General features: G+C 37.4%; 25 protein-coding genes. 24 read left to right on the top strand and 1 reads right to left on the bottom strand.

Annotation, left to right across the window (positions count from 1 at the left end; translation table 11 throughout):
- Positions 1 to 7: 7 nt before the first annotated feature.
- On the bottom strand, positions 8 to 316 hold the full coding sequence (locus KBI38_03005) for an STAS domain-containing protein (GenBank protein MBP8629034.1): 309 nt from the start codon (positions 314 to 316) through the stop codon (positions 8 to 10).
- 292 nt (positions 317 to 608) lie between these two features.
- Between KBI38_03005 and rpmE the strand changes: the two genes are divergently transcribed.
- The 24 genes from rpmE to KBI38_02885 all read left to right on the top strand — a co-directional run bounded on the left by rpmE (position 609) and on the right by KBI38_02885 (position 19,050).
- Positions 609 to 806: a 50S ribosomal protein L31 gene (rpmE, locus tag KBI38_03000; protein ID MBP8629033.1), complete on the top strand. Its 198-nt coding sequence runs from the start codon at positions 609 to 611 to the stop codon at positions 804 to 806.
- A 67-nt stretch (positions 807 to 873) separates the two neighbouring features.
- A complete protein-coding gene (locus tag KBI38_02995; GenBank protein MBP8629032.1) occupies positions 874 to 1,734 on the top strand; it encodes a DUF1385 domain-containing protein in 861 nt (286 codons plus the stop codon).
- Between the two features lie 20 nt (positions 1,735 to 1,754).
- The gene (gene prfA / locus KBI38_02990; protein ID MBP8629031.1) at positions 1,755 to 2,822 is read left to right on the top strand and encodes a peptide chain release factor 1; all 1,068 of its coding nucleotides are present in this window, start codon (positions 1,755 to 1,757) and stop codon (positions 2,820 to 2,822) included.
- A gap of 1 nt (position 2,823) precedes the next feature.
- Positions 2,824 to 3,699 (top strand): peptide chain release factor N(5)-glutamine methyltransferase, encoded by an 876-nt coding sequence (prmC, locus tag KBI38_02985; GenBank protein MBP8629030.1) that lies wholly within the window; start codon positions 2,824 to 2,826, stop codon positions 3,697 to 3,699.
- A gap of 1 nt (position 3,700) precedes the next feature.
- Entirely contained in the window at positions 3,701 to 4,741 is a 1,041-nt protein-coding gene (locus tag KBI38_02980; GenBank protein ID MBP8629029.1) for a threonylcarbamoyl-AMP synthase, read from the top strand.
- A gap of 123 nt (positions 4,742 to 4,864) precedes the next feature.
- A complete protein-coding gene (locus KBI38_02975; protein ID MBP8629028.1) occupies positions 4,865 to 5,323 on the top strand; it encodes a low molecular weight protein arginine phosphatase in 459 nt (152 codons plus the stop codon).
- 30 nt (positions 5,324 to 5,353) lie between these two features.
- On the top strand, positions 5,354 to 5,800 hold the full coding sequence (gene rpiB, locus KBI38_02970; GenBank protein MBP8629027.1) for a ribose 5-phosphate isomerase B: 447 nt from the start codon (positions 5,354 to 5,356) through the stop codon (positions 5,798 to 5,800).
- 13 nt (positions 5,801 to 5,813) lie between these two features.
- Positions 5,814 to 6,362, top strand: coding sequence for a TIGR01440 family protein (locus tag KBI38_02965; GenBank protein ID MBP8629026.1), 549 nt, complete (start codon positions 5,814 to 5,816; stop codon positions 6,360 to 6,362).
- Between the two features lie 23 nt (positions 6,363 to 6,385).
- Positions 6,386 to 7,630 carry a serine hydroxymethyltransferase gene (locus KBI38_02960; GenBank protein MBP8629025.1) on the top strand — a complete coding sequence of 415 codons (1,245 nt, stop codon included), beginning with the start codon at positions 6,386 to 6,388 and terminating at the stop codon, positions 7,628 to 7,630.
- A 17-nt stretch (positions 7,631 to 7,647) separates the two neighbouring features.
- The gene (upp, locus tag KBI38_02955; protein MBP8629024.1) at positions 7,648 to 8,283 is read left to right on the top strand and encodes a uracil phosphoribosyltransferase; all 636 of its coding nucleotides are present in this window, start codon (positions 7,648 to 7,650) and stop codon (positions 8,281 to 8,283) included.
- A gap of 101 nt (positions 8,284 to 8,384) precedes the next feature.
- On the top strand, positions 8,385 to 8,831 hold the full coding sequence (locus tag KBI38_02950; protein MBP8629023.1) for a cytidine deaminase: 447 nt from the start codon (positions 8,385 to 8,387) through the stop codon (positions 8,829 to 8,831).
- 10 nt (positions 8,832 to 8,841) lie between these two features.
- Positions 8,842 to 9,501 carry a MazG-like family protein gene (locus KBI38_02945; protein MBP8629022.1) on the top strand — a complete coding sequence of 220 codons (660 nt, stop codon included), beginning with the start codon at positions 8,842 to 8,844 and terminating at the stop codon, positions 9,499 to 9,501.
- Between the two features lie 124 nt (positions 9,502 to 9,625).
- Positions 9,626 to 10,636 carry an undecaprenyl/decaprenyl-phosphate alpha-N-acetylglucosaminyl 1-phosphate transferase gene (locus KBI38_02940; protein MBP8629021.1) on the top strand — a complete coding sequence of 337 codons (1,011 nt, stop codon included), beginning with the start codon at positions 9,626 to 9,628 and terminating at the stop codon, positions 10,634 to 10,636.
- A 69-nt stretch (positions 10,637 to 10,705) separates the two neighbouring features.
- Entirely contained in the window at positions 10,706 to 11,869 is a 1,164-nt protein-coding gene (gene wecB, locus KBI38_02935; protein ID MBP8629020.1) for a UDP-N-acetylglucosamine 2-epimerase (non-hydrolyzing), read from the top strand.
- A gap of 100 nt (positions 11,870 to 11,969) precedes the next feature.
- A complete protein-coding gene (locus KBI38_02930) occupies positions 11,970 to 12,182 on the top strand; it encodes an AtpZ/AtpI family protein (protein MBP8629019.1) in 213 nt (70 codons plus the stop codon).
- A 93-nt stretch (positions 12,183 to 12,275) separates the two neighbouring features.
- Positions 12,276 to 12,680: a hypothetical protein gene (locus tag KBI38_02925; protein MBP8629018.1), complete on the top strand. Its 405-nt coding sequence runs from the start codon at positions 12,276 to 12,278 to the stop codon at positions 12,678 to 12,680.
- Positions 12,681 to 12,699: 19 nt separating this feature from the next.
- Entirely contained in the window at positions 12,700 to 13,374 is a 675-nt protein-coding gene (gene atpB, locus KBI38_02920) for a F0F1 ATP synthase subunit A (protein MBP8629017.1), read from the top strand.
- 44 nt (positions 13,375 to 13,418) lie between these two features.
- Positions 13,419 to 13,673, top strand: coding sequence for a F0F1 ATP synthase subunit C (gene atpE / locus KBI38_02915; GenBank protein ID MBP8629016.1), 255 nt, complete (start codon positions 13,419 to 13,421; stop codon positions 13,671 to 13,673).
- A 68-nt stretch (positions 13,674 to 13,741) separates the two neighbouring features.
- On the top strand, positions 13,742 to 14,245 hold the full coding sequence (atpF, locus tag KBI38_02910; protein MBP8629015.1) for a F0F1 ATP synthase subunit B: 504 nt from the start codon (positions 13,742 to 13,744) through the stop codon (positions 14,243 to 14,245).
- On the top strand, positions 14,239 to 14,805 hold the full coding sequence (gene atpH / locus KBI38_02905) for an ATP synthase F1 subunit delta (protein ID MBP8629014.1): 567 nt from the start codon (positions 14,239 to 14,241) through the stop codon (positions 14,803 to 14,805). Before atpF ends, atpH begins: the two co-directional genes overlap by 7 nt.
- A 2-nt stretch (positions 14,806 to 14,807) precedes the next feature.
- Entirely contained in the window at positions 14,808 to 16,331 is a 1,524-nt protein-coding gene (gene atpA / locus KBI38_02900) for a F0F1 ATP synthase subunit alpha (protein ID MBP8629013.1), read from the top strand.
- 20 nt (positions 16,332 to 16,351) lie between these two features.
- A complete protein-coding gene (gene atpG / locus KBI38_02895) occupies positions 16,352 to 17,209 on the top strand; it encodes an ATP synthase F1 subunit gamma (protein MBP8629012.1) in 858 nt (285 codons plus the stop codon).
- 14 nt (positions 17,210 to 17,223) lie between these two features.
- Complete coding sequence (gene atpD / locus KBI38_02890; protein MBP8629011.1) at positions 17,224 to 18,633, top strand: F0F1 ATP synthase subunit beta; 1,410 nt, start codon at positions 17,224 to 17,226, stop codon at positions 18,631 to 18,633.
- 3 nt (positions 18,634 to 18,636) lie between these two features.
- Complete coding sequence (locus KBI38_02885; protein MBP8629010.1) at positions 18,637 to 19,050, top strand: F0F1 ATP synthase subunit epsilon; 414 nt, start codon at positions 18,637 to 18,639, stop codon at positions 19,048 to 19,050.
- The last annotated feature ends 156 nt before the right edge of the window (positions 19,051 to 19,206 follow it).

The raw sequence follows: 19,206 nt of genomic DNA, 5'->3' as shown, positions 1-19,206 counted from the left end.
AATAAAATTATTGTAATTTTATATTTAAGGTATGTTCTAATTGTCCGGAGCAGAAAATTTCGAGTAAAGTAGCATTTAAATTTATTAAAGTTAAGCTACCGTCACTTTGGGTAATTATTTTGTGTAGTGCAACAAAAATACCTAAGGAGGCACTATCGATATAATCAGCAGCAGCTAAATCTAAAGTATAATGGTGATAACCTTGATTGAGGGTTAGGAGGATTTGTTCTCTGATTTTGATACTGTAATTGATGGTAATACTACCACTGATATGAATAATGATATTATCTGCGTTTTTATCTAGGTTGAAGGTCATAGCAAAAACTCCTAACATAAAATTATTTACAGTTTAATTCGCTGTTAATGAAAAAATTTCCTGTAAAGTAAGGGCGGTCGCGAAATATTTTACCGGAGTTAAAAAATCTTTTTATTCTTGCACAGTTTTTAGCGGTATGCTATAATTGTCTGGTGATAAGCACAGTTATTGCTTGTTGCGTTCGAGATTGCTGTGTTCTCAAGACTGACTAGCTTTGCCTTCAACAGGGTTAAGGCTTAGTTTTAACAAAATATTTAACCCTGGTTGGGGAAAGAGTGAGGTGCAATAATTAATGAAAGAACAAATTCATCCTGATTTTAAAGAGGCAAAAGTTATTTGTGGTTGTGGACAGACTTTTATGACTGGTTCCGTTAAACCTGAATTACGTGTGGACGTATGTTCCAAATGCCATCCTTTCTTTACAGGTCAGCAACGTAATATTACAGCTGGCGGACGAATTGAAAAATTCAATAAACGTTACGGTAAATAAAATAAATGGATGCAGAGCAGAGATGCTCTGCTTCATTTATAATATAAGTGATTTTTAGGAGGCTAAGGTGGATAAAAAGCCGAATATTGGTGGGCAAGCTGTAATTGAAGGAGTAATGATGCGCAATGCTAATGCGGTGGCGACGGCAGTGCGAGAGCCATCAGGGACAATTACGGTAAAAAACGAAAAAATTATTTCGATTGCGGAAAGATTCCCAATATTAAAAAAGCCGATGCTTCGCGGAGTAGTGGCATTGGGTGAATCTTTAGTGGTGGGGCTAAAGGCACTTTCGTATTCGGCACAAATGGCCGGTGATGAAGGTGAAACTTTGAGTGACAAAGAGATTGTGTTGACAATGATTTTTTCATTGTGCTTAACAATAGTGTTATTTGTAATTATTCCAACCGCTGCTGCAAAATATGTTCATAGTGCGATAAAAGATCCAATGCTCTTAAATTTAGCCGAAGGCGGTTTAAGGATGTTGATTTTTTTCCTTTATATATATGGAATATCCCGCATGAAGGATATTAAGAGAGTATTTCAATATCATGGTGCAGAACATAAAACCATTCATGCTTATGAAGCTGGTGTGCCTTTGACAGTGGAGAATGTGCAGAAATTCAGCACCCTTCATCCGCGGTGTGGAACATCATTTTTATTGATTGTGATGATTGTTAGTATTTTAATGTTTGCTTTTTTAGGCTGGCCTGATTTGTGGATGAGAATATTATCAAGGATTATTTTGTTGCCGGTAGTCGCCGGAATATCATATGAAATAATTCGTTATGCTGGACGCAGTGAAAACAAATTTGTAAAATTTGCAACATTACCGGGATTGTGGTTGCAAAATTTAACCACTAATGAGCCGGATGATGAGCAGGTTGAAGTGGCAATCAGAGCACTGGAAGAAGTTAGTGTAGTTGATTAAAAAATAATGAGGTGGATTTTGTGCTTGATAAATTACAAGCCATTGAAGATAAATACTTACAACTGGAGTCGATGATTAGTGATCCTGATATTATTGCTGATATGAATAAATGGCAAAAATATACTAGGGAACACTCTAAATTGGGCGAAATTGTAGTAAAGTTTAGAGAGTATAAAGAGGTTTTACAAGGCCTCGATGATGCTAAAGAAATGCAAAAAGAAGAGACTGACGACGAATTTAAAAAGATGATTGATTTGGAAGTAGCAGAGCTGAAAACCAAGCTGTCGGTCTTGGAAACAGAATTACCAATTTTGTTGTTACCAAAAGACCCCAATGATGATAAAAGCGTTATCGTTGAAATTCGTGGTGGTGCTGGTGGCGATGAAGCAGCGTTGTTTGCGGGCAATTTGTTTAGAATGTATACGCGCTATGCTGAAGTTCAAGGCTGGAAAACAGAAATTTTAGATTCTAATCCGACGGAATTAGGTGGCTTTAAAGAAGTTGTTTTTGAAATTGATGGTTATGGTGCTTATAGTAAGTTGAAATATGAAAGTGGCGTTCATCGGGTACAACGTGTACCAACCACTGAATCCAGTGGTCGTATTCATACATCGACGGTAACTGTGGCTGTTTTACCAGAAGTAGAAGAAGTTGATGTTGTGATAAATCAAAATGATTTGCGAATTGATACATATTGTGCCAGTGGCGCGGGTGGACAGCACGTTAATAGAACGGAATCAGCAGTTCGAATAACGCATTTGCCAACCGGAATTGTAGTACAATGCCAAGATGAAAAATCACAGTTAAAGAATAAAGATAAAGCGATGAAAGTTTTGAGAGCGAAAATTCAGGATTTAGCTGAAGAAACTCAGCGCTCAGAAATTGCGGAAAATCGGAAAAGTCAAGTCGGAACAGGTGATCGTAGTGAACGAATCAGAACTTATAATTTCCCGCAAGGACGAGTGACTGATCACAGAGTAGGATTAACTTTGCATAAGCTTGACTATGTTTTAAATGGTGAGCTGGACGAGCTGATAACAGCTTTAGTTACTGCCGATCAAAGTGAAAAATTAAAGCAGGTTACTTAAGATGACAAAAGCTAAAGAAGTTTGGACAATCGGAGCCATTTTAAAATGGACAGGGCAGTATTTCGCAGAAAAAGGCGTGGAAAATCCACGCCTTGATGCTGAAGTACTGCTTTCTAATATCTTGAAAAAAGAACGAATTTATTTGTATGTAGAATTTGATAAACCGTTATTACCGCAGGAACTAACAAGTTTTCGCGAAGCAATCAAAAAACGTGTAGCGAAGCAGCCGGTAGCTTACATCTTGGGTTATAAAGAATTTATGGGTTTAGAATTCAAAGTTACTCCGGCGGTCTTGATTCCGCGTCCCGATACTGAAATTTTAGTAGAACAGGCCTTAAAATTGTTAAGTAACTATGAAAATCCACGCTTTGTCGATATTGGAACCGGTAGTGGCGCAATTGCTGTGTCCATCGCGAAACTTTCACCTACAGCGGTTACCGGAGTAGCGGTAGATATATCACCGGAAGCCTTAGCGGTTGCGAAAGAAAATGCTGAAAAGTTAGCTGTAAGTGAAAAACTAGAGTTTGTTTTAGGCAATCTTTGTGAACCGCTTAAGGGAGCTAAATTTACAGCGTTATTGTCAAATCCGCCGTATATTCCTAATGCTGATATAGCATCATTGGCACCGGAAGTGAAAAATGAACCCTATTTAGCCTTGGCCGGAGGTGCTGAAGGGTTAGATTGTTATATTGAATTGATTCAGCAAGGGCGACATTTATTGATTGATGGTGGCTTCATGATGTTTGAAGTTGGAATAAATCAGGCACAAAGTGTAGCTGAAATCGCTAGACAATATGATGATCTAGAAATTTGGGAGATTATTAAAGATTATGGCGGAATTGACCGTGTGGTGGTAATAGGAAAAAGGGAGAGTTAAGATGGAAACTAAGCTGATGATAGCTTCAGAAGACGAAAACAGTTTGAATCAAGCAGTAGCTTTCTTGAAAAATGGTGAGTTAGTGGCATTTCCAACAGAAACGGTGTATGGGTTGGGGGCAGATGGTCTTAATAATAAGGCTGTTGAAAAAATTTATCAGGCCAAAGGGCGACCATCTGATAATCCATTGATTTTACATATTGCAGAGTTAGCACAACTAGAACTGTTAGTAGAAACAATTTCACCAGAAGCGCAGTTTTTAATAAATAAATATTGGCCGGGTCCCTTAACGATTGTTTTTAAGAAAACAGAACTTGTGCCGGCGTTAGTGTCAGGGGGACTTGATACTGTAGCGGTAAGAATGCCGGATCATAAAATTGCCAGAGCTTTGATAAAACTGGCTAATGTACCATTGGCAGCACCAAGTGCTAATACTTCCGGACGCCCCAGTCCTACTACTGCTAAAGCTGTAATGGCTGATTTGCAAGGGAAAATTGCTGGAGTGCTTGATGGTGGTGATTGTCAGATTGGCTTGGAATCAACAGTGGTTGATTGTAGTGGCGAAATTCCGGTGTTATTACGTCCCGGCGCCATAACTTTTGAAATGTTACAGCATGATTTAACAAAACTAGTGGTTGATCAGGCTGTAGTTGATGCTAAGGCTAAACCGAAAGCACCGGGGATGAAATATCAGCATTATGCTCCGGCTGCGCCGCTTGTTTTATTTGAGGGTGAAAACAGTACAGCGGTTATTCAAAAAATGCTGGAAGAATATCAAAAAGCATTGGCTGAAGGAAAAAAAGTTGGGTTTATTATTAGTGAAGAAACGGCGCAAGTTTTACCGAAACAAAATTTAACGGTAGTATACGGTTCGCGTTACATCTTGAAACAAATTGCTTTGAATTTATATTGTTCGCTACGATTTTTTGATCAAAATAAAGTCGATGTTATTTTCGCGGAAGGTGTTAAACGCAGTGGGCTGGGGGTTGCGATAATGAATCGACTAGACAAAGCTTGTGGCCATAATATTATTAAGTGTTAAACTTTGTAAACTTAAAATTATTGTAAAAACATACAAAATCTTAACGACATCCGTTAAATATTCTAGTAAAAAGCTATCTTAATATGATAGAATGGCGTTGGATACTTTTATGGAGGCAAAAAAATGGAAGTATTATTTGTTTGTACAGGAAATACTTGTCGTAGTCCGATGGCAGAGTTTTTACTACGTGACAAAATTTTAAAAGCTGGTTTAAACACAGCTGTAACAATATCTTCAGCCGGTTTAGCAGCGGTACCGGGTGCTGTGGCTTCAGCTAATGCCATAGCGGTCTTAAAGGATAAAGGGATTAATGCTAATAACCATAAAGCTAGACTATTAAACTTAGAGTTACTAAAACAAGCTGATTTGGTTTTAACGATGACGAAGTATCATAAAAATGATATTATAAAAGCTGTTCCCACGTTTAGTCACAAAGTATTGACGTTAGGTGAATTTGCGGAATCAGCGGTAGATGTTGGTGACCCTTTTGGTGGTGATGAGACAATTTATAAAAATTCTTGTCAACAAATTGCTACTTTGCTGGAATTGGCTTGGCCTAAAATTTTGGCAATGAATAGCTAAAGGGGTGTAATATATTTTTGGAGGGTTATTGTGAAGGTTACAATTGGTAGTGATCATGGTGGGTTTAACTTAAAGGAAGAAATTAAAAGCTTATTGGAAGAAATGAAAATTGAATATAATGATGTTGGAACATATCAAGCTGAAGCGATTGATTATCCGGAAGTTTCAGGAAAAGTCGCAAAAAGTATTTTACAAGGTGAAGCTGATAAAGGTATTATAGTTTGTGGAACCGGTATTGGTGTTTCGATTGCCGCTAATAAGTTCAAAGGAATCAGAGCGGCGTTGTGTAATGATGTTTTTTCGGCACAAATGGCGGCTGAACATAATAATGCGAATATCATCACATTGGGTGAAAGAGTGGTCGGAGCCGGCTTAGCTAAAATGATTGTTAAGACGTGGTTAACGACTGAATTTGCTGGTGGTCGTCATGAACGCCGAGTAAATCAGATAACAGCATTAGAAAAAAATCTTGATTAAAGAGGTTATTATCATGGAGCTTGCGTTAATAAAACAACAAGCATATACGGTAGCAACTGAAATCATTACAATTGGTGCATTGAAAACTAACGATATTCTGGTGGTCGGTTGTAGTACCAGTGAAGTTATTGGTGAAAATATTGGAACTGCCGGCTCAGCAGAAGTTGCAGCTAATTTATTAGCAGGGCTTATGGAAGCTTGCTTAGAACATGATGTTTTTTTGGCAATTCAATGTTGTGAGCATTTAAATCGAGCATTAGTAGTGGAACAAAGCTGTTGTGAGCAGTATTTGTTAGAGAAAGTTAATGTAAAGCCTGTGGCTAGAGCCGGTGGGGCGTTAGCTGATAGTGCCATGAAAACCTATAAAAATCCGGTGGTAGTTGAGACAATTGTAGCTCATGCTGGCGTTGATATTGGCGCAACCTTAATTGGGATGCACTTGAAAAAAGTTGCAGTACCGGTACGGTTGTCGATAAAAAATATCGGTGCAGCGATGATTATTGCGGCACGAACTAGACCAAAGTATATTGGTGGACATCGTGCTCAGTATGAAGCTCTTTAATATTATCTTTGGAGGAATGTAAAATGAGTTTTTTAACCCAAGTAGATCCTGAAATTGCAAAAATGATTGGTGAAGAAAGTAGCCGTCAGCAAAACAAATTAGAATTAATTGCCTCAGAAAACTTTACTAGTGAAGCTGTGATGGAAGCACAAGGTTCAGTTTTAACTAATAAATATGCCGAAGGATATCCTGGTAAACGCTATTATGGCGGGTGCGAATGTGTTGATGTGATTGAGCAATTAGCAATTGATAGAGCTAAAGAACTTTTTGGTGCAGGATATGCTAATGTACAACCACATTCTGGAGCACAAGCTAATATGGCGGTGTTTTTTGCTTGTTTAAATTTAGGTGATACTGTTTTAGGCATGGATTTATCACATGGTGGTCACTTAACACATGGTAGTCCTGTTAACATGTCAGGTAAATATTTTAAAATAGTACCTTATGGTGTTAGTGCCGAAACAGAAACAATTGATTATGATGAATTAGAAAAAATTGCGAAAGCTTCTAACCCGAAAATGATTATTGCCGGTGCTAGTGCTTACCCTAGAATCATTGATTTTGAAAGAATGGGTAGTATTGCTAAAAAAGTAGATGCCTTATTAATGGTAGATATGGCTCATATTGCTGGGCTGGTTGCAGCAGGCTTGCATCCAAGTCCAATGGATTATGCTGATATTGTGACCACAACTACTCATAAAACTTTGCGTGGACCAAGAGGCGGTATTATTTTAGCGAGCGAGGAAAATGGCGCTAAATTTAATTTCAATAAAGCTGTGTTCCCAGGAATTCAAGGTGGTCCACTAATGCATGTTATTGCGGCTAAAGCAGTAGCTTTTAAAGAAGCACTTACTCCTGAGTTTAAAGTTTATCAACAACAAGTTATTAATAATGCTAAGGCCTTGGCAAGTAAATTATCAGCGGAAGGTTTTAGATTAATTTCCGGTGGTACTGATAATCATTTAATGTTAGTTGATGTTAGAGGACAAAACTTAACTGGTAAGGTTGCCGAAAACTTATTGGATGAAGTTGGTGTTACTGTTAATAAAAACACAATCCCATTTGATCCAGCTAGTCCATTTGTTACTAGTGGTATTCGTATTGGGACACCGGCGCTTTCATCTCGTGGAATGAAAGAAGAAGATATGAATGTTATTGGCGAAATTATTGCCATGACCTTAAAAAATCCGGAATCTGAGGATGTAAAAGCAACAGCAAAAGGTTTAGTTGAAAAACTTTGCCAAAAATATCCTTCAGTTCGAGTATAATCTTAGGAGATGAATTAATGTCTAATTTAAAAGTTAATGTAATCGACCATCCGTTGATTCAACACAAGTTAACTTTAATGCGCGAGGAAGGTACTGGTACAAAAGATTTTCGTGAGTTGTTGGAAGAAATTTCAGCATTAATGGCTTATGAAATTACCAGAACATTACCGCTGGAAGAAGTTGAAATTAAAACACCGGTACAATTGTGCAAAAGTAAGGTGTTAAGTGGTAAAAAAATTGCGGTGGTGCCAATTTTAAGAGCTGGCTTAGGCATGGTAAATGGAATTGTCAAGTTAGTACCGGCGGCGAGAGTTGGCCATGTTGGTTTATACCGTGATCCGGAAACACTAAAACCGGTGGAATATTATTGTAAGTTGCCAAGTGATGTTAGTGAGAGAATGTTAGTGATAACTGATCCAATGTTAGCAACTGGTGGCTCAGCGATTGCGGCGATTGATTTATTAAAGCAAAAAGGTGCCAAAACAATTATTTTAATGTGCTTAGTAGCAGCGCCGGAAGGCGTAATTGCTGTGAATGAGGCTCATCCTGATGTTGACATTTATGTTGCTAGTGTGGATGAATGTTTAAATGACCATGGCTATATTGTGCCTGGTCTTGGAGATGCCGGTGACCGTATTTTCGGTACCAAGTAGTGACATATAAATTAATAGCTGCCAAGATTTCTTGGCAGCTATTAATAAATTTTACTTAAGTAGAGTTGATGCTCTGCTTTTCGGTATTTTTGGAGGTAAATATGAAACGCCCGGAGTGGGATGAATATTTTATTGAAATAGCTAAAGTGGTAGCGAGTAGATCAACTTGTTTAAGACGGCAGTATGGTGCAGTGTTAGTAAATGATCAAATTATTATCAGTACCGGCTATAATGGTGCGCCAAGAGGCGAGACAAATTGTATTGACAGCAATTTATGTTATCGTGAAGAAATGAATGTTCCGAAAGGTGAACGTTATGAATTATGTGTGGCTGTTCATGCGGAACAAAACGCGTTAATTAACGCTGACCCTAATAAAATGAAAAATGCAACATTATATATTGCGGGATTTAATGCGGATGGCAGTGCTGCCGACGGCAAACCATGTTTGTTGTGTCGGCGGATGATTAGAAACGCCTTAATTTCCAAAGTTGTTTACTTGGCAAAAGACGGTTCGCTGATTAGTTGTGATCCTAAAGATATAAAATAAGAGGTGCCTGATGATTACGATGTTGAGTTTGCCAAAACTTAATAGATTGTCGCCGAATATGCAATCGACTTTACTAAAAATAATAGAAGAAGCTGGCGAATTGGCAAGAGCAGTACTGACTTTTTTGCCGTATGAGCATTTAGGCAAAAAAGAAATTTTAACTGAACCGTTAATTAAAGGCTATTTAGATGCGGTAAGTTCAGAGTTGTTAGATGTAGCGCAAACTTGTGTAACAATGATTTTTGTGTTGGAAGAAGAATGTAATGTAAAGACTGAACGGTATATTGACAATCACTTAAAGAAATTAAGTAACAAGGGTTATAATTTTAATAAAACTTTAAATTATAATATTTACACGGAAAATAATTTCAAATATTTAGCATTGCCGAAATTGTTATTACCCAAGGTGACACTGCTTACAACGGTTTGTAAAATCCAAGAAGAAGTTGGTGAATTAACGCAATACTTGGGAAAAAAAGCCGGTGCTTCTGGCGAAAGTGAAAAACTTGATTTTTCAACAATATTGGATGGCTCAGTGCAAGAATTATTGGATGTAGCACAATGCTGTTTCACGATGTTATATATTTTAGCAGACCGCTATGATGTTGATACTATTGAACTGGTAGAAGACCATGTTAATAAACTTAAAAGGAAAGGCTACTGCGTATAATTTAAACAAAGCTAACCGTAGTTGATGAAGGTTAGAACTGGTTTGGCTCATTTTATAATATTTGACAGTCTAATTACAGTAAGGTAAAATGAGCTTGGTACGTAGAAAAGGAGTGCATAAGAATATGCAAATGTATATAGGGGCATTTTTAATTGCCTTAGCGGTGTCATTTTTTTTGACCCCCAAAATAATTTCGTTAGCGATAAAAGCAGGGGCGATGGACGCGCCGGATGAACGTAAAGTTCATAGTAAACCTATCCCGAGAATGGGTGGGATTGCGATTTATATCGCTTTTATGGTAGCCGTTATAGCAACGACCCCATTGAGTAGTGAAATCATCGGTTTATTGGCTGGTGGAACATTAATTATGTTGGTAGGTATTGTTGATGACTTAAAAGGCTTACCGGCGAAGGTTAAGTTGTTAGGACAAATTATCGCGGCAGCGGTATTAGTATTGTTTGATATTAGAATTGATTGGTTGACCGGTCCGTTTGGTGGGATGGTTTACTTAGAAATGTTGGCGATTCCAGCGACCTTGTTTTGGGTAGTGGGTCTAACTAATACTGTAAACTTAATTGATGGCTTAGATGGCTTAGCAGCTGGGGTGGCCAGTATTGCGGCTATTACTATTTTATTGGTAGCGCTACAGCAAGAAATTGTCTTAGTATCATTATTAACAGCAGCGCTAGCAGGTAGTGCCCTTGGATTTTTACAACACAATTTTAATCCTGCCAAAATTTTCATGGGTGATACCGGCAGTATGTTTTTAGGCTATATGTTGGCTGGCATTTCTATTATTGGCGCGGTTAAAAGTGCGGCAACGATTGCGTTAATAGTTCCAATCTTAGCATTAGGGTTACCGATTATGGATACTTCTTTTGCAATTTTTCGCAGAGCAATTAATGGTAAGCCTATTTTTAAACCGGATCGTGGACACTTGCATCACCGTTTATTAGATATGGGTTTTAATCAAAAACAAGCGGTGTTATTGATGTATGCTATTAGCGGTTGCTTAGGCCTTAGCGCTATTGCTTTATCTGAGGTCAATGGGTTGTTAGGAATAATTATTGTTATCGGTGTAATTGTGGTAGCATTAATAGGAGCAAAAAAAGCCGGCATATTGAAAATTAACTAAACTAATAGGCAGGCTTAGGCCTGTCTATTTTTACAAATAATGCAGAGGATATTGAAAAGAGGTAAAAAGATGAAGCGTATAAAAGTAATGACTGTTTTTGGCACTAGACCGGAGGCTATAAAAATGGCGCCTGTCGTTTTAGAATTAAATAAATATCCTGAATATATTACGCCGGTGGTAGCAGTTACCGCACAACATCGCGAAATGCTAGACCAAGTCTTAAATTTGTTTGAGATTAAGCCTGATCATGATTTGAATATTATGGCGCAGGGCCAGACTTTATTTGATATTACGACTAAGGCAATGCAGGGGCTAAATGAGGTCTTAAGTACAGAAAAACCTGATATTGTTTTGGTTCATGGTGATACTACCACAACTTTTGCCGGAGCGCTAACGGCTTTTTATCATCAAATAGCGGTAGGGCATGTTGAAGCTGGGCTGAGAACTCATGATAAATACTCACCATATCCGGAAGAAATGAATAGAAAATTAACAGGTTCTTTGGCTGATTTACACTTTGCGCCAACGGTGACATCCAGTCACAATCTTTGTCAAGAAAACATTGATGAAAAAGCAGTGTTTATTACAGGAAATACCGTAATTGATGCGTTGTTGGCTACTGTTGATGAAAATTATCAATTTGAAAATGAATTATTGAAAAATATTGATTATAAAAATAAGAAAATAGTGTTGGTGACAACACATCGTCGGGAGAATCTTGGTGAGCCGATGCGCCATGTTTATCAAGCCTTGCGTTGCTTGGTCGAAGAATTCCCTGAAGTAGAAATAATTTTCCCAGTGCATAAAAACCCTAAAGTTCGTAGTGTAGTAGATAGTGAACTAGGGGATTTGGCACAGGTTCATCTAATTGATCCGCTTGATTATGAACCTTTTGCTAATTTGTTAGCAAGATCATATCTTGTTTTAACTGATTCCGGTGGAATTCAAGAAGAAGCGCCGGCACTTGGCAAGCCGGTATTGGTATTGCGTGATAATACTGAACGACCAGAAGCGGTAGAAGCTGGTACGGTCAAGTTAATTGGTACTGACAAACAGATTGTATATGAAGAAGCAAAGTTATTATTAACGGATGCTGGTGAATACCAAAAGATGGCTAATGCTTGTAACCCTTATGGTGATGGCAGAGCTTCAGAACGTATTGTAAAGGCAATTTTATATAAATACGGCTTTATAAAAGAATTGCCAACAGCTTTTAAGGCTTGCTTAAAATAAGGTTAACCTGTTATTATATTAATGTTATAAATGTTTATTTGTTATTTAATTAATATCTAATATGTTTTTTATAAATTAGTACAGTAAAAGTTGGTGCATAATGTCTGGAAAAAAAGATAAATCTACTTGGGAAGCGTTTACTTTTGTTTCAGGATTAGGCTTGACGGTAGTTATTGAAATTGCTGTAGGCATTTTTATTGGTAATTTTGTTGATAAATATTTTGATAGCACTCCTATTGGTACGACAGTGGGGATTATTCTGGGTATAGTTATTGGAATATGGTCTGTTTACAAAAAAATAATAAATTATTAGAATGATTGAAATTATTGTTTATAGCAGGAAATGTTTTAACTTTGTTGAATTTACTATTTGACATAAAATAGAAAATTCAGTAGTGGTTTAATTATGGAATTGGCGGTAAAAATGAAGGATATTTTAATTTGCACTAAAAGAGTTTTATGGCAATTGTTAATATCTGTTATTATATTAGCAATAATACTGTGGCAAGAACAACAAATGATCTTACTAAATGGGGTTTTGGCAGGTTTTATCGCCGGTCTTACTTATTTTTATATTATCGGGAAGAGATTGTTTAAGTCCACTGAATTAGAACTTGAAAAAGCTGTAATTTATATGAGGGCAGGTTGGTTTATTAGACTGAGTATTCTGGTATTGATTTTTATCTTATCAATAAGAATATCAACAGCAATGTTTTGGGCTGCTGTGGCCGGCTTAGTATGGGTTAATGTAGTTGTACTTATTAATGCTGTTATTTATGCATATCAGAAGAAAATGCATGAAAATAAATAAGAGATAAGGAGGGGATTTTATGCATGAAATTGGAGCTCATAAGGTTGCCCATTTAGCGGGATTTAGTTTTAATTTAGACACGCTGTATATGACTTGGATTTCGATGGCAATTGTTATTGTTATAGCGATTTTGGCAACGCGAAATTTAAAGCTGGTTCCGCAAGGTTGGCAAAATATTTTAGAAATAATTATAACATCCTTACTTGAGCAAATTGACATGGCAATGGGACCACGGGGAAGAAAAATAGCGCCATTATTAATCACTTTATTTTTGTTTATTTTAATTTCCAACTGGTTAGGGTTAGTTCCTGGCTTTACATCACCAACGAATGATCCTAATACAACATTAGGTTTAGCGTTGATGGTAGTGATGTTACTGCATATCTTGGGCTTGGTGTTCAAAGGAAAACATTATATTAAACATTTTTTTGAACCGTTTGCGCCGTTTGTTATTGTTAATATGTTGGAAGAGGTTGCAAAGCCGATTACTTTAGCTTTTCGTCTCTTTGGTAATATTTTAGCGGGAGAAATTCTAATTATTATCCTAGCACAACTATTACCAATGTGGTTTCCGATTCCAAATATAATCTGGTTAGGCTTTAGTGTTTTTGTTGGTGTAATTCAAGCCTTCATTTTCACAATGTTGTCAATGTCTTATTTGGCAAATGGTGTAAAAGAAGACCAACATGACTAAAATAAAATAATTTAAAAAGATATTATTAAGGGGGATTTTTTATTATGGAACATGCAATTATGGTAACAGCAGCTTTGTTTAGTGCAGGGCTAGCAATCGGTTTGGCTGCTATTGGAGCGAGCCTTGGTAACGGTCTTGTAACTTCAAAATTTATTGAAGGTGTATCAAGACAACCTGAAGCAAAAGGTACTTTATTAGTAAACATGCTTATCTCCGTAGGTTTGATTGAGGCAGTGCCTATTATTGCGGCAGTTATAGCAATTGTTATGCTTTATGCAAATCCTTTAATTGGTAAATAATGTTGTGCGTTGGGCGACAGGATTCTGTCGCCTGCCTTTGCGCTAACAGACAAGGAGGTGCCCGAGATATGGTAGATATTAATGCTACGCTGATAGCACAAATTATAAATTTTCTGATTTTATTATTTATTTTGAAAAAATTTGCTTACGGTCCTTTAATGCAAGTAATGAAGGAACGCGAAGATAAAATTTCCTCTAGTCTTGAGGCCGCTGATAACGATAAGAAAGCAGCTGAAGAACTAAAAGCTGAATATCAAAAACAACTTGCCCTAGCAAGAACGCAAGCGCAAGAAATTGTTGATAAAGCTATTAAAATCGCTGAAGAAAGTAAGCAACAAATTTTGGCGGAAGCTAGAGCTGAAAATGAGCGTATGTTACAAAATGCCAAAGCTGAAATTGAGCGTGAAAGAGTAAGAGCGATAGCTGAGCTAAAAGGTGAAGTTGTAACTTTATCCATTAATGCAGCAACAAAAATTATTGGTGAAAATATCAATGAAGAAATCAGTGCAAAATTGGTAAATGACTTTATCAATAAGATTGATGAAGAGAAAACAGGTGGTTTACCATGCTAAGCAATGAACTAGCCAATAAGTATGCTAAAGCTGTTTTTGAATTAGCAGTGGAAGAAGAAAAACTACAAGAAGTTGAAAATGACTTAAAATTCATTGTGCAAACAATAAGTTCGCAACAAGATTTAAGTGATTTTATTTATCATCCACATGTTAAGCTTGAAGCAAAAAAGGAAATTTTCACTAAAATATTTAGAGCAGAAATTGGGGACTTAACTAACAAGTTTATGTCCTTATTGTTTGATAAAAAAAGAGAAATGTTATTGCCGCAAATTGTTGGTGAATTTGAAGTACTAGCAAATGAAGCTCAAAATATTATTAAAGCGCAAGTTATTGTTGCAACGGCCTTAAATGTTGAGCAACGTACTGCCTTAATTAACAAATTGAGTATGGCTACAGGGAAAACTGTGGTAGCTGAGTATAAGATTGATACAGGAATATTAGGCGGCGTTATTGTTAAAATTGGCGATAAATTAATTGATGGCAGTATTGTTCGTCAAATAGCAGCCTTAAAAGCACAATTATTAGCAGATGAAACTACTAAGATTGGGGTGAACGAGTAGTTATGAAAATGAATCCGGAAGAAATAACGGCGATAATAAAAGAACAAATTAAAAATTATCAAATTGAACTTAACGTTGATGATGTAGGGACAGTTATTCAAGTTGGTGATGGTATTGCTCGTATCCATGGCTTGGAAAAAGCAATGGCAGGGGAATTACTGGAATTTGACAATGGTGTTTATGGGATGGTCTTGAACTTGGAAAAAGATAATGTTGGTGGCGTTATTTTAGGTGGTGAAACCTTAATTAAAGAGGGTGACACTGTAAAAAGAACAGGACGAATCATGCAGGTTCCTGTAGGGGAAAATATGGTAGGTCGTGTTGTTAATGCTTTAGGACAGCCTGTAGATGGTAAAGGTCCGATATCAACAACCGAAACCAGACCGGTTGAATATCCTGCTCCGGGGATTGCCGCTAGACAATCAGTAAATGAACCGTTACAAACAGGGATTAAAGCAATTGACTCGTTGGTGCCGATTGGTCGCGGCCAACGTGAACTTATAATCGGTGACCGTGGTACCGGTAAAACAGCAATCGCCATTGATACTATTATTAATCAAAAAGGTCAAGGTGTTATCTGTGTCTATGTAGCAATTGGTCAAAAAGCATCAACTGTTGCAAGGGTTGTTAAAACTTTAGAAGATGCTGGGGCAATGGATTATACGGTAGTAGTTGTTGCAACAGCTTCTGATAGTGCACCGTTACAATATTTAGCACCATATGCCGGAGTATCGATAGCGGAGTACTTTATGTATAAAGGTCAACATGCATTATGTGTATATGATGACTTATCAAAACATGCAATGGCGTATCGTGCCATGTCATTGTTGTTACGTCGTCCGCCAGGTCGTGAAGCATATCCAGGAGATGTATTCTTCTTACATTCACGTTTATTAGAAAGAGCGGCAAAATTATCTAAAGAATTGGGTTCAGGCTCAATTACTGCGTTACCGATTATTGAAACTTTAGCCGGTGACGTTTCGGCATATATTCCGACTAATGTAATCTCTATCACTGATGGACAGATTATCTTGGAAAGTGAATATTTTTATGCTGGTATCAGACCGGCAATTAATGTCGGATTATCAGTTTCCCGTGTTGGGGGTTCAGCGCAAATTAAAGCGATGAAGCAGGTTGCCGGTAGAATGAGACTAGACTTAGCACAATATCGTGAACTAGCAGCTTTTGCTCAATTTGGCTCTGATTTAGATTCAGCGACAAAAGCTCAATTAGATCGTGGTGCTAGAATGGTTGAAACATTGAAACAACCACAATATTCACCAATGGTGGTAGAAGACCAAGTTGTAATCATTTATGTATCAACTAATGGTCATTTAGATGATGTTCCAAGTAATCATGTTGTAAAATTCGAAAGTGATTTCTTGAAATTTATGAGATCAAATTATGCTGAAGTTAGCAAGGCGATTAGAGAGAAGAAAGCAATTGATAATGAAATTGAAACTTCATTGCAAAAAGCGATAAAAGAGTTTAAAGGTACATTTGTATCTTATCAACAAGAAGCGTAAGCAGTAACGAGGTGATTTAGGTGGCTAGTACCCAAGATATACGTCGTCGTATAAAGAGCGTAAAAAATATTCAGCAAATCACTAAAGCCATGAAAATGGTTGCGGCAGCTCGTTTACGCAAAGCTCAGGAAAAAGCATCAGTCAATGAACCTTATACTAATAAGATGAAGCAAGTTTTAGCTGATGTGGCCGGTAATGCCGGCAGTGTTGTTGAGCATCCATTACTTACAGTCAGACCGGTTCAAAGAACTGTTTATTTAGTAGTGGGACCTGATAAAGGTTTGGCGGGTGCTTATGCTAGTAATGTTTTTAAAGAAACAGTTGCTAAAATAGAAGCTAAAGAAAGTACTAATATTATTGCAATTGGTCGTAAAACAAAAGATTATTTTGGTAAGCGTGGTTATAATGTAATCAGTTCTTATGAAGATTTCAGTGAAAAACCTAGTTATGATAAAGCTAGAGAAATTTCACGACAATTAATGCAGTTATTTACTGATACTGCTTGTGATGAAATTTACATGGTTTATACGAGATTTGTTTCGGCAATTCAAGTAGTGCCAACAACTGTAAAATTATTACCATTGACCAATTTAGAGGAAAATAAATCTTTAGCCAGTGGCACTGAATATATTTATGAACCGTCAGCGGCAGAAGTTTTAGGCTATTTGTTACCACAATATTTTGAAACAATGGTCTATGGAGCATTATTACAAGCGGCTGCTAGTGAACTTGGTTCAAGGATGACAGCAATGAGTTCTGCAACAGATAATGCTGAAGAATTAATTAACAAACTAATACTTAATTACAATAAAGTTCGTCAAGCGTCAATTACTAGTGAGATTTCGGAAATTGTTAGTGGCGCTGAAGCGTTGAAGTAAGGAGGGGGACCTAAGTGAGTATAGGTAAAGTAGTACAGGTTATTGGACCGGTAGTAGATATTGAATTTCCCCTAGATCAGTTACCGGCTATTTACAATGCTGTTAAAATCGAAGGAAAAGTAGATCAAGTAGAAATAAATTTAACAGTAGAAGTAATGCAGCATCTAGGAGATAATACAACCCGTTGTATCGCCATGTCCTCTACGGACGGTTTGACTAGAGGAATGAAAGCGACTGATACTGGAGCACCAATTAGTATTCCGGTTGGTCCGGAAACATTAGGTAGAGTTTTTAATGTTTTGGGACAAACGGTAGATAATAAGCCTGAAGCCGTAAAAACGGCCGAAACATGGCCAATTCATCGAGCTGCACCAAGCTTTGAGGAACAGGAAACAGCAACTAGCATTTTGGAAACAGGGATTAAAGTAGTAGATTTGATTGCGCCGTATTCTCGCGGTGGTAAAATCGGTCTCTTCGGCGGTGCCGGTGTTGGTAAAACTGTTTTAATTATGGAACTTATTCATAATATTGCAACGCAACATGGTGGGTACTCCGTATTTGCCGGCGTTGGTGAGCGTACTCGTGAGGGTAATGATCTTTGGTCAGAAATGCAAGAATCCGGCGTTATTGATAAAACGGCTTTGGTTTATGGACAAATGAATGAACCACCTGGTGCGAGAATGAGGGTTGCCTTGACTGGTCTTACAATGGCGGAATATTTCCGTGATGTAGCCGGACAAGACGTATTGTTATTCATTGATAATATCTTCCGTTTCATTCAAGCTGGCTCGGAGGTTTCGGCTTTACTTGGTCGGATGCCTTCAGCAGTAGGGTATCAGCCAACATTAACAACAGACGTTGGTGCGTTACAAGAACGTATTACCTCAACTAAAAAGGGTTCAATCACGTCAGTACAAGCAGTTTATGTACCAGCCGATGATTTAACTGACCCAGCTCCGGCAGCGACTTTTGCTCATTTGGATGCAACAACAGTTTTATCCAGACAAATTGCCGAGCTTGGTATTTATCCAGCCGTAGATCCACTTGATTCTACTTCACGGATTGTTGATCCTAATACTATTGGCGAAGAACATTATAAAGTTGCTCGTGGTGTGCAGGAAGTATTGCAACGCTATAAAGAGTTACAAGATATCATTGCTATCTTAGGGATGGAAGAATTATCTGATGATGATAAATTAATGGTATCAAGAGCACGTAAAATTCAAAGATTTTTAAGCCAACCGTTCTTCGTAGCGGAAGTATTTACTGGTACTCCTGGTAAATATGTACCGTTAAAAGAAACGATTAGAGGCTTTAAAGAAATATTAGATGGTAAACATGATGATTTACCGGAATCTGCTTTCTACATGGTAGGAACAATTGATGAAGTAATTGAACAGGCCCGCAAAACAAAGGGGGAGTAACAATTGGCTCACAAAATAAAGTTGGAAGTTGTTTCTCCTGAAAAAACTGTTTTCAGTGATGATGTTAACATGGTTATAGCGCGTAGCACTGGTGGCGAAATTGGTATTTTACCGAATCATGCACCGCTAATAGCAAGCTTAACAACGGAGTTTTTTCGTATTTTAACTGATGATGGTGAAAAAACTTTAGCTGTAACGGGTGGTTTTATTGAGGTACAGCCAAAGAAAATTACTGTTATTGCTGTCACGGCTGAAACACCGGAAGAAATTGACGTGGACAGAGCACAAAAAGCTTTAGAACGTGCTAAAGAAAGATTGGCACAAAAGAAACAAGAAATAGATGAGTTGAGAGCGCAAGCTGCTTTAAAAAGAGCAATACTACGCTTAACTTTGGCGGAACGCTATCGCCATCGCTAAAAAAAGTTCGCAGGTAACTGCGAACTTTTTTCTTTTACTAATTTTCTTAAAATACCATAATTATTACTTGCTTGACAATATGCTTAATGGTAAACTAAGGGAAGGCTGTTAAAGTGGTTAACTGTGTTTATTTTTAGTTAAAACTATAGTGCTATA

The organism is Negativicutes bacterium, from assembly GCA_018052945.1.
In the GTDB taxonomy this organism is placed as follows: Bacteria; Bacillota; Negativicutes; order JAGPMH01; family JAGPMH01; genus JAGPMH01.
The sequence above is the reverse complement of the archived record's forward strand: the minus strand, read 5'-3'. Positions and strand labels throughout refer to the sequence as shown.

Coding starts and splice junctions, on each gene's coding strand:
- KBI38_02925 (MBP8629018.1), top strand. CDS start 12,276: ATGGAATTGGCGGTAAAAATGAAGGATATTTTAATTTGCACTAAAAGA.
- upp (MBP8629024.1), top strand. CDS start 7,648: ATGTCTAATTTAAAAGTTAATGTAATCGACCATCCGTTGATTCAACAC.
- atpE (MBP8629016.1), top strand. CDS start 13,419: ATGGAACATGCAATTATGGTAACAGCAGCTTTGTTTAGTGCAGGGCTA.
- atpB (MBP8629017.1), top strand. CDS start 12,700: ATGCATGAAATTGGAGCTCATAAGGTTGCCCATTTAGCGGGATTTAGT.
- KBI38_03005 (MBP8629034.1), bottom strand. CDS start 316: ATGACCTTCAACCTAGATAAAAACGCAGATAATATCATTATTCATATC.
- KBI38_02950 (MBP8629023.1), top strand. CDS start 8,385: ATGAAACGCCCGGAGTGGGATGAATATTTTATTGAAATAGCTAAAGTG.
- KBI38_02965 (MBP8629026.1), top strand. CDS start 5,814: ATGGAGCTTGCGTTAATAAAACAACAAGCATATACGGTAGCAACTGAA.
- KBI38_02960 (MBP8629025.1), top strand. CDS start 6,386: ATGAGTTTTTTAACCCAAGTAGATCCTGAAATTGCAAAAATGATTGGT.
- rpmE (MBP8629033.1), top strand. CDS start 609: ATGAAAGAACAAATTCATCCTGATTTTAAAGAGGCAAAAGTTATTTGT.
- prmC (MBP8629030.1), top strand. CDS start 2,824: ATGACAAAAGCTAAAGAAGTTTGGACAATCGGAGCCATTTTAAAATGG.
- atpH (MBP8629014.1), top strand. CDS start 14,239: ATGCTAAGCAATGAACTAGCCAATAAGTATGCTAAAGCTGTTTTTGAA.
- atpA (MBP8629013.1), top strand. CDS start 14,808: ATGAAAATGAATCCGGAAGAAATAACGGCGATAATAAAAGAACAAATT.
- atpF (MBP8629015.1), top strand. CDS start 13,742: ATGGTAGATATTAATGCTACGCTGATAGCACAAATTATAAATTTTCTG.
- KBI38_02940 (MBP8629021.1), top strand. CDS start 9,626: ATGCAAATGTATATAGGGGCATTTTTAATTGCCTTAGCGGTGTCATTT.
- KBI38_02930 (MBP8629019.1), top strand. CDS start 11,970: ATGTCTGGAAAAAAAGATAAATCTACTTGGGAAGCGTTTACTTTTGTT.
- KBI38_02980 (MBP8629029.1), top strand. CDS start 3,701: ATGGAAACTAAGCTGATGATAGCTTCAGAAGACGAAAACAGTTTGAAT.
- KBI38_02945 (MBP8629022.1), top strand. CDS start 8,842: ATGATTACGATGTTGAGTTTGCCAAAACTTAATAGATTGTCGCCGAAT.
- KBI38_02975 (MBP8629028.1), top strand. CDS start 4,865: ATGGAAGTATTATTTGTTTGTACAGGAAATACTTGTCGTAGTCCGATG.
- wecB (MBP8629020.1), top strand. CDS start 10,706: ATGAAGCGTATAAAAGTAATGACTGTTTTTGGCACTAGACCGGAGGCT.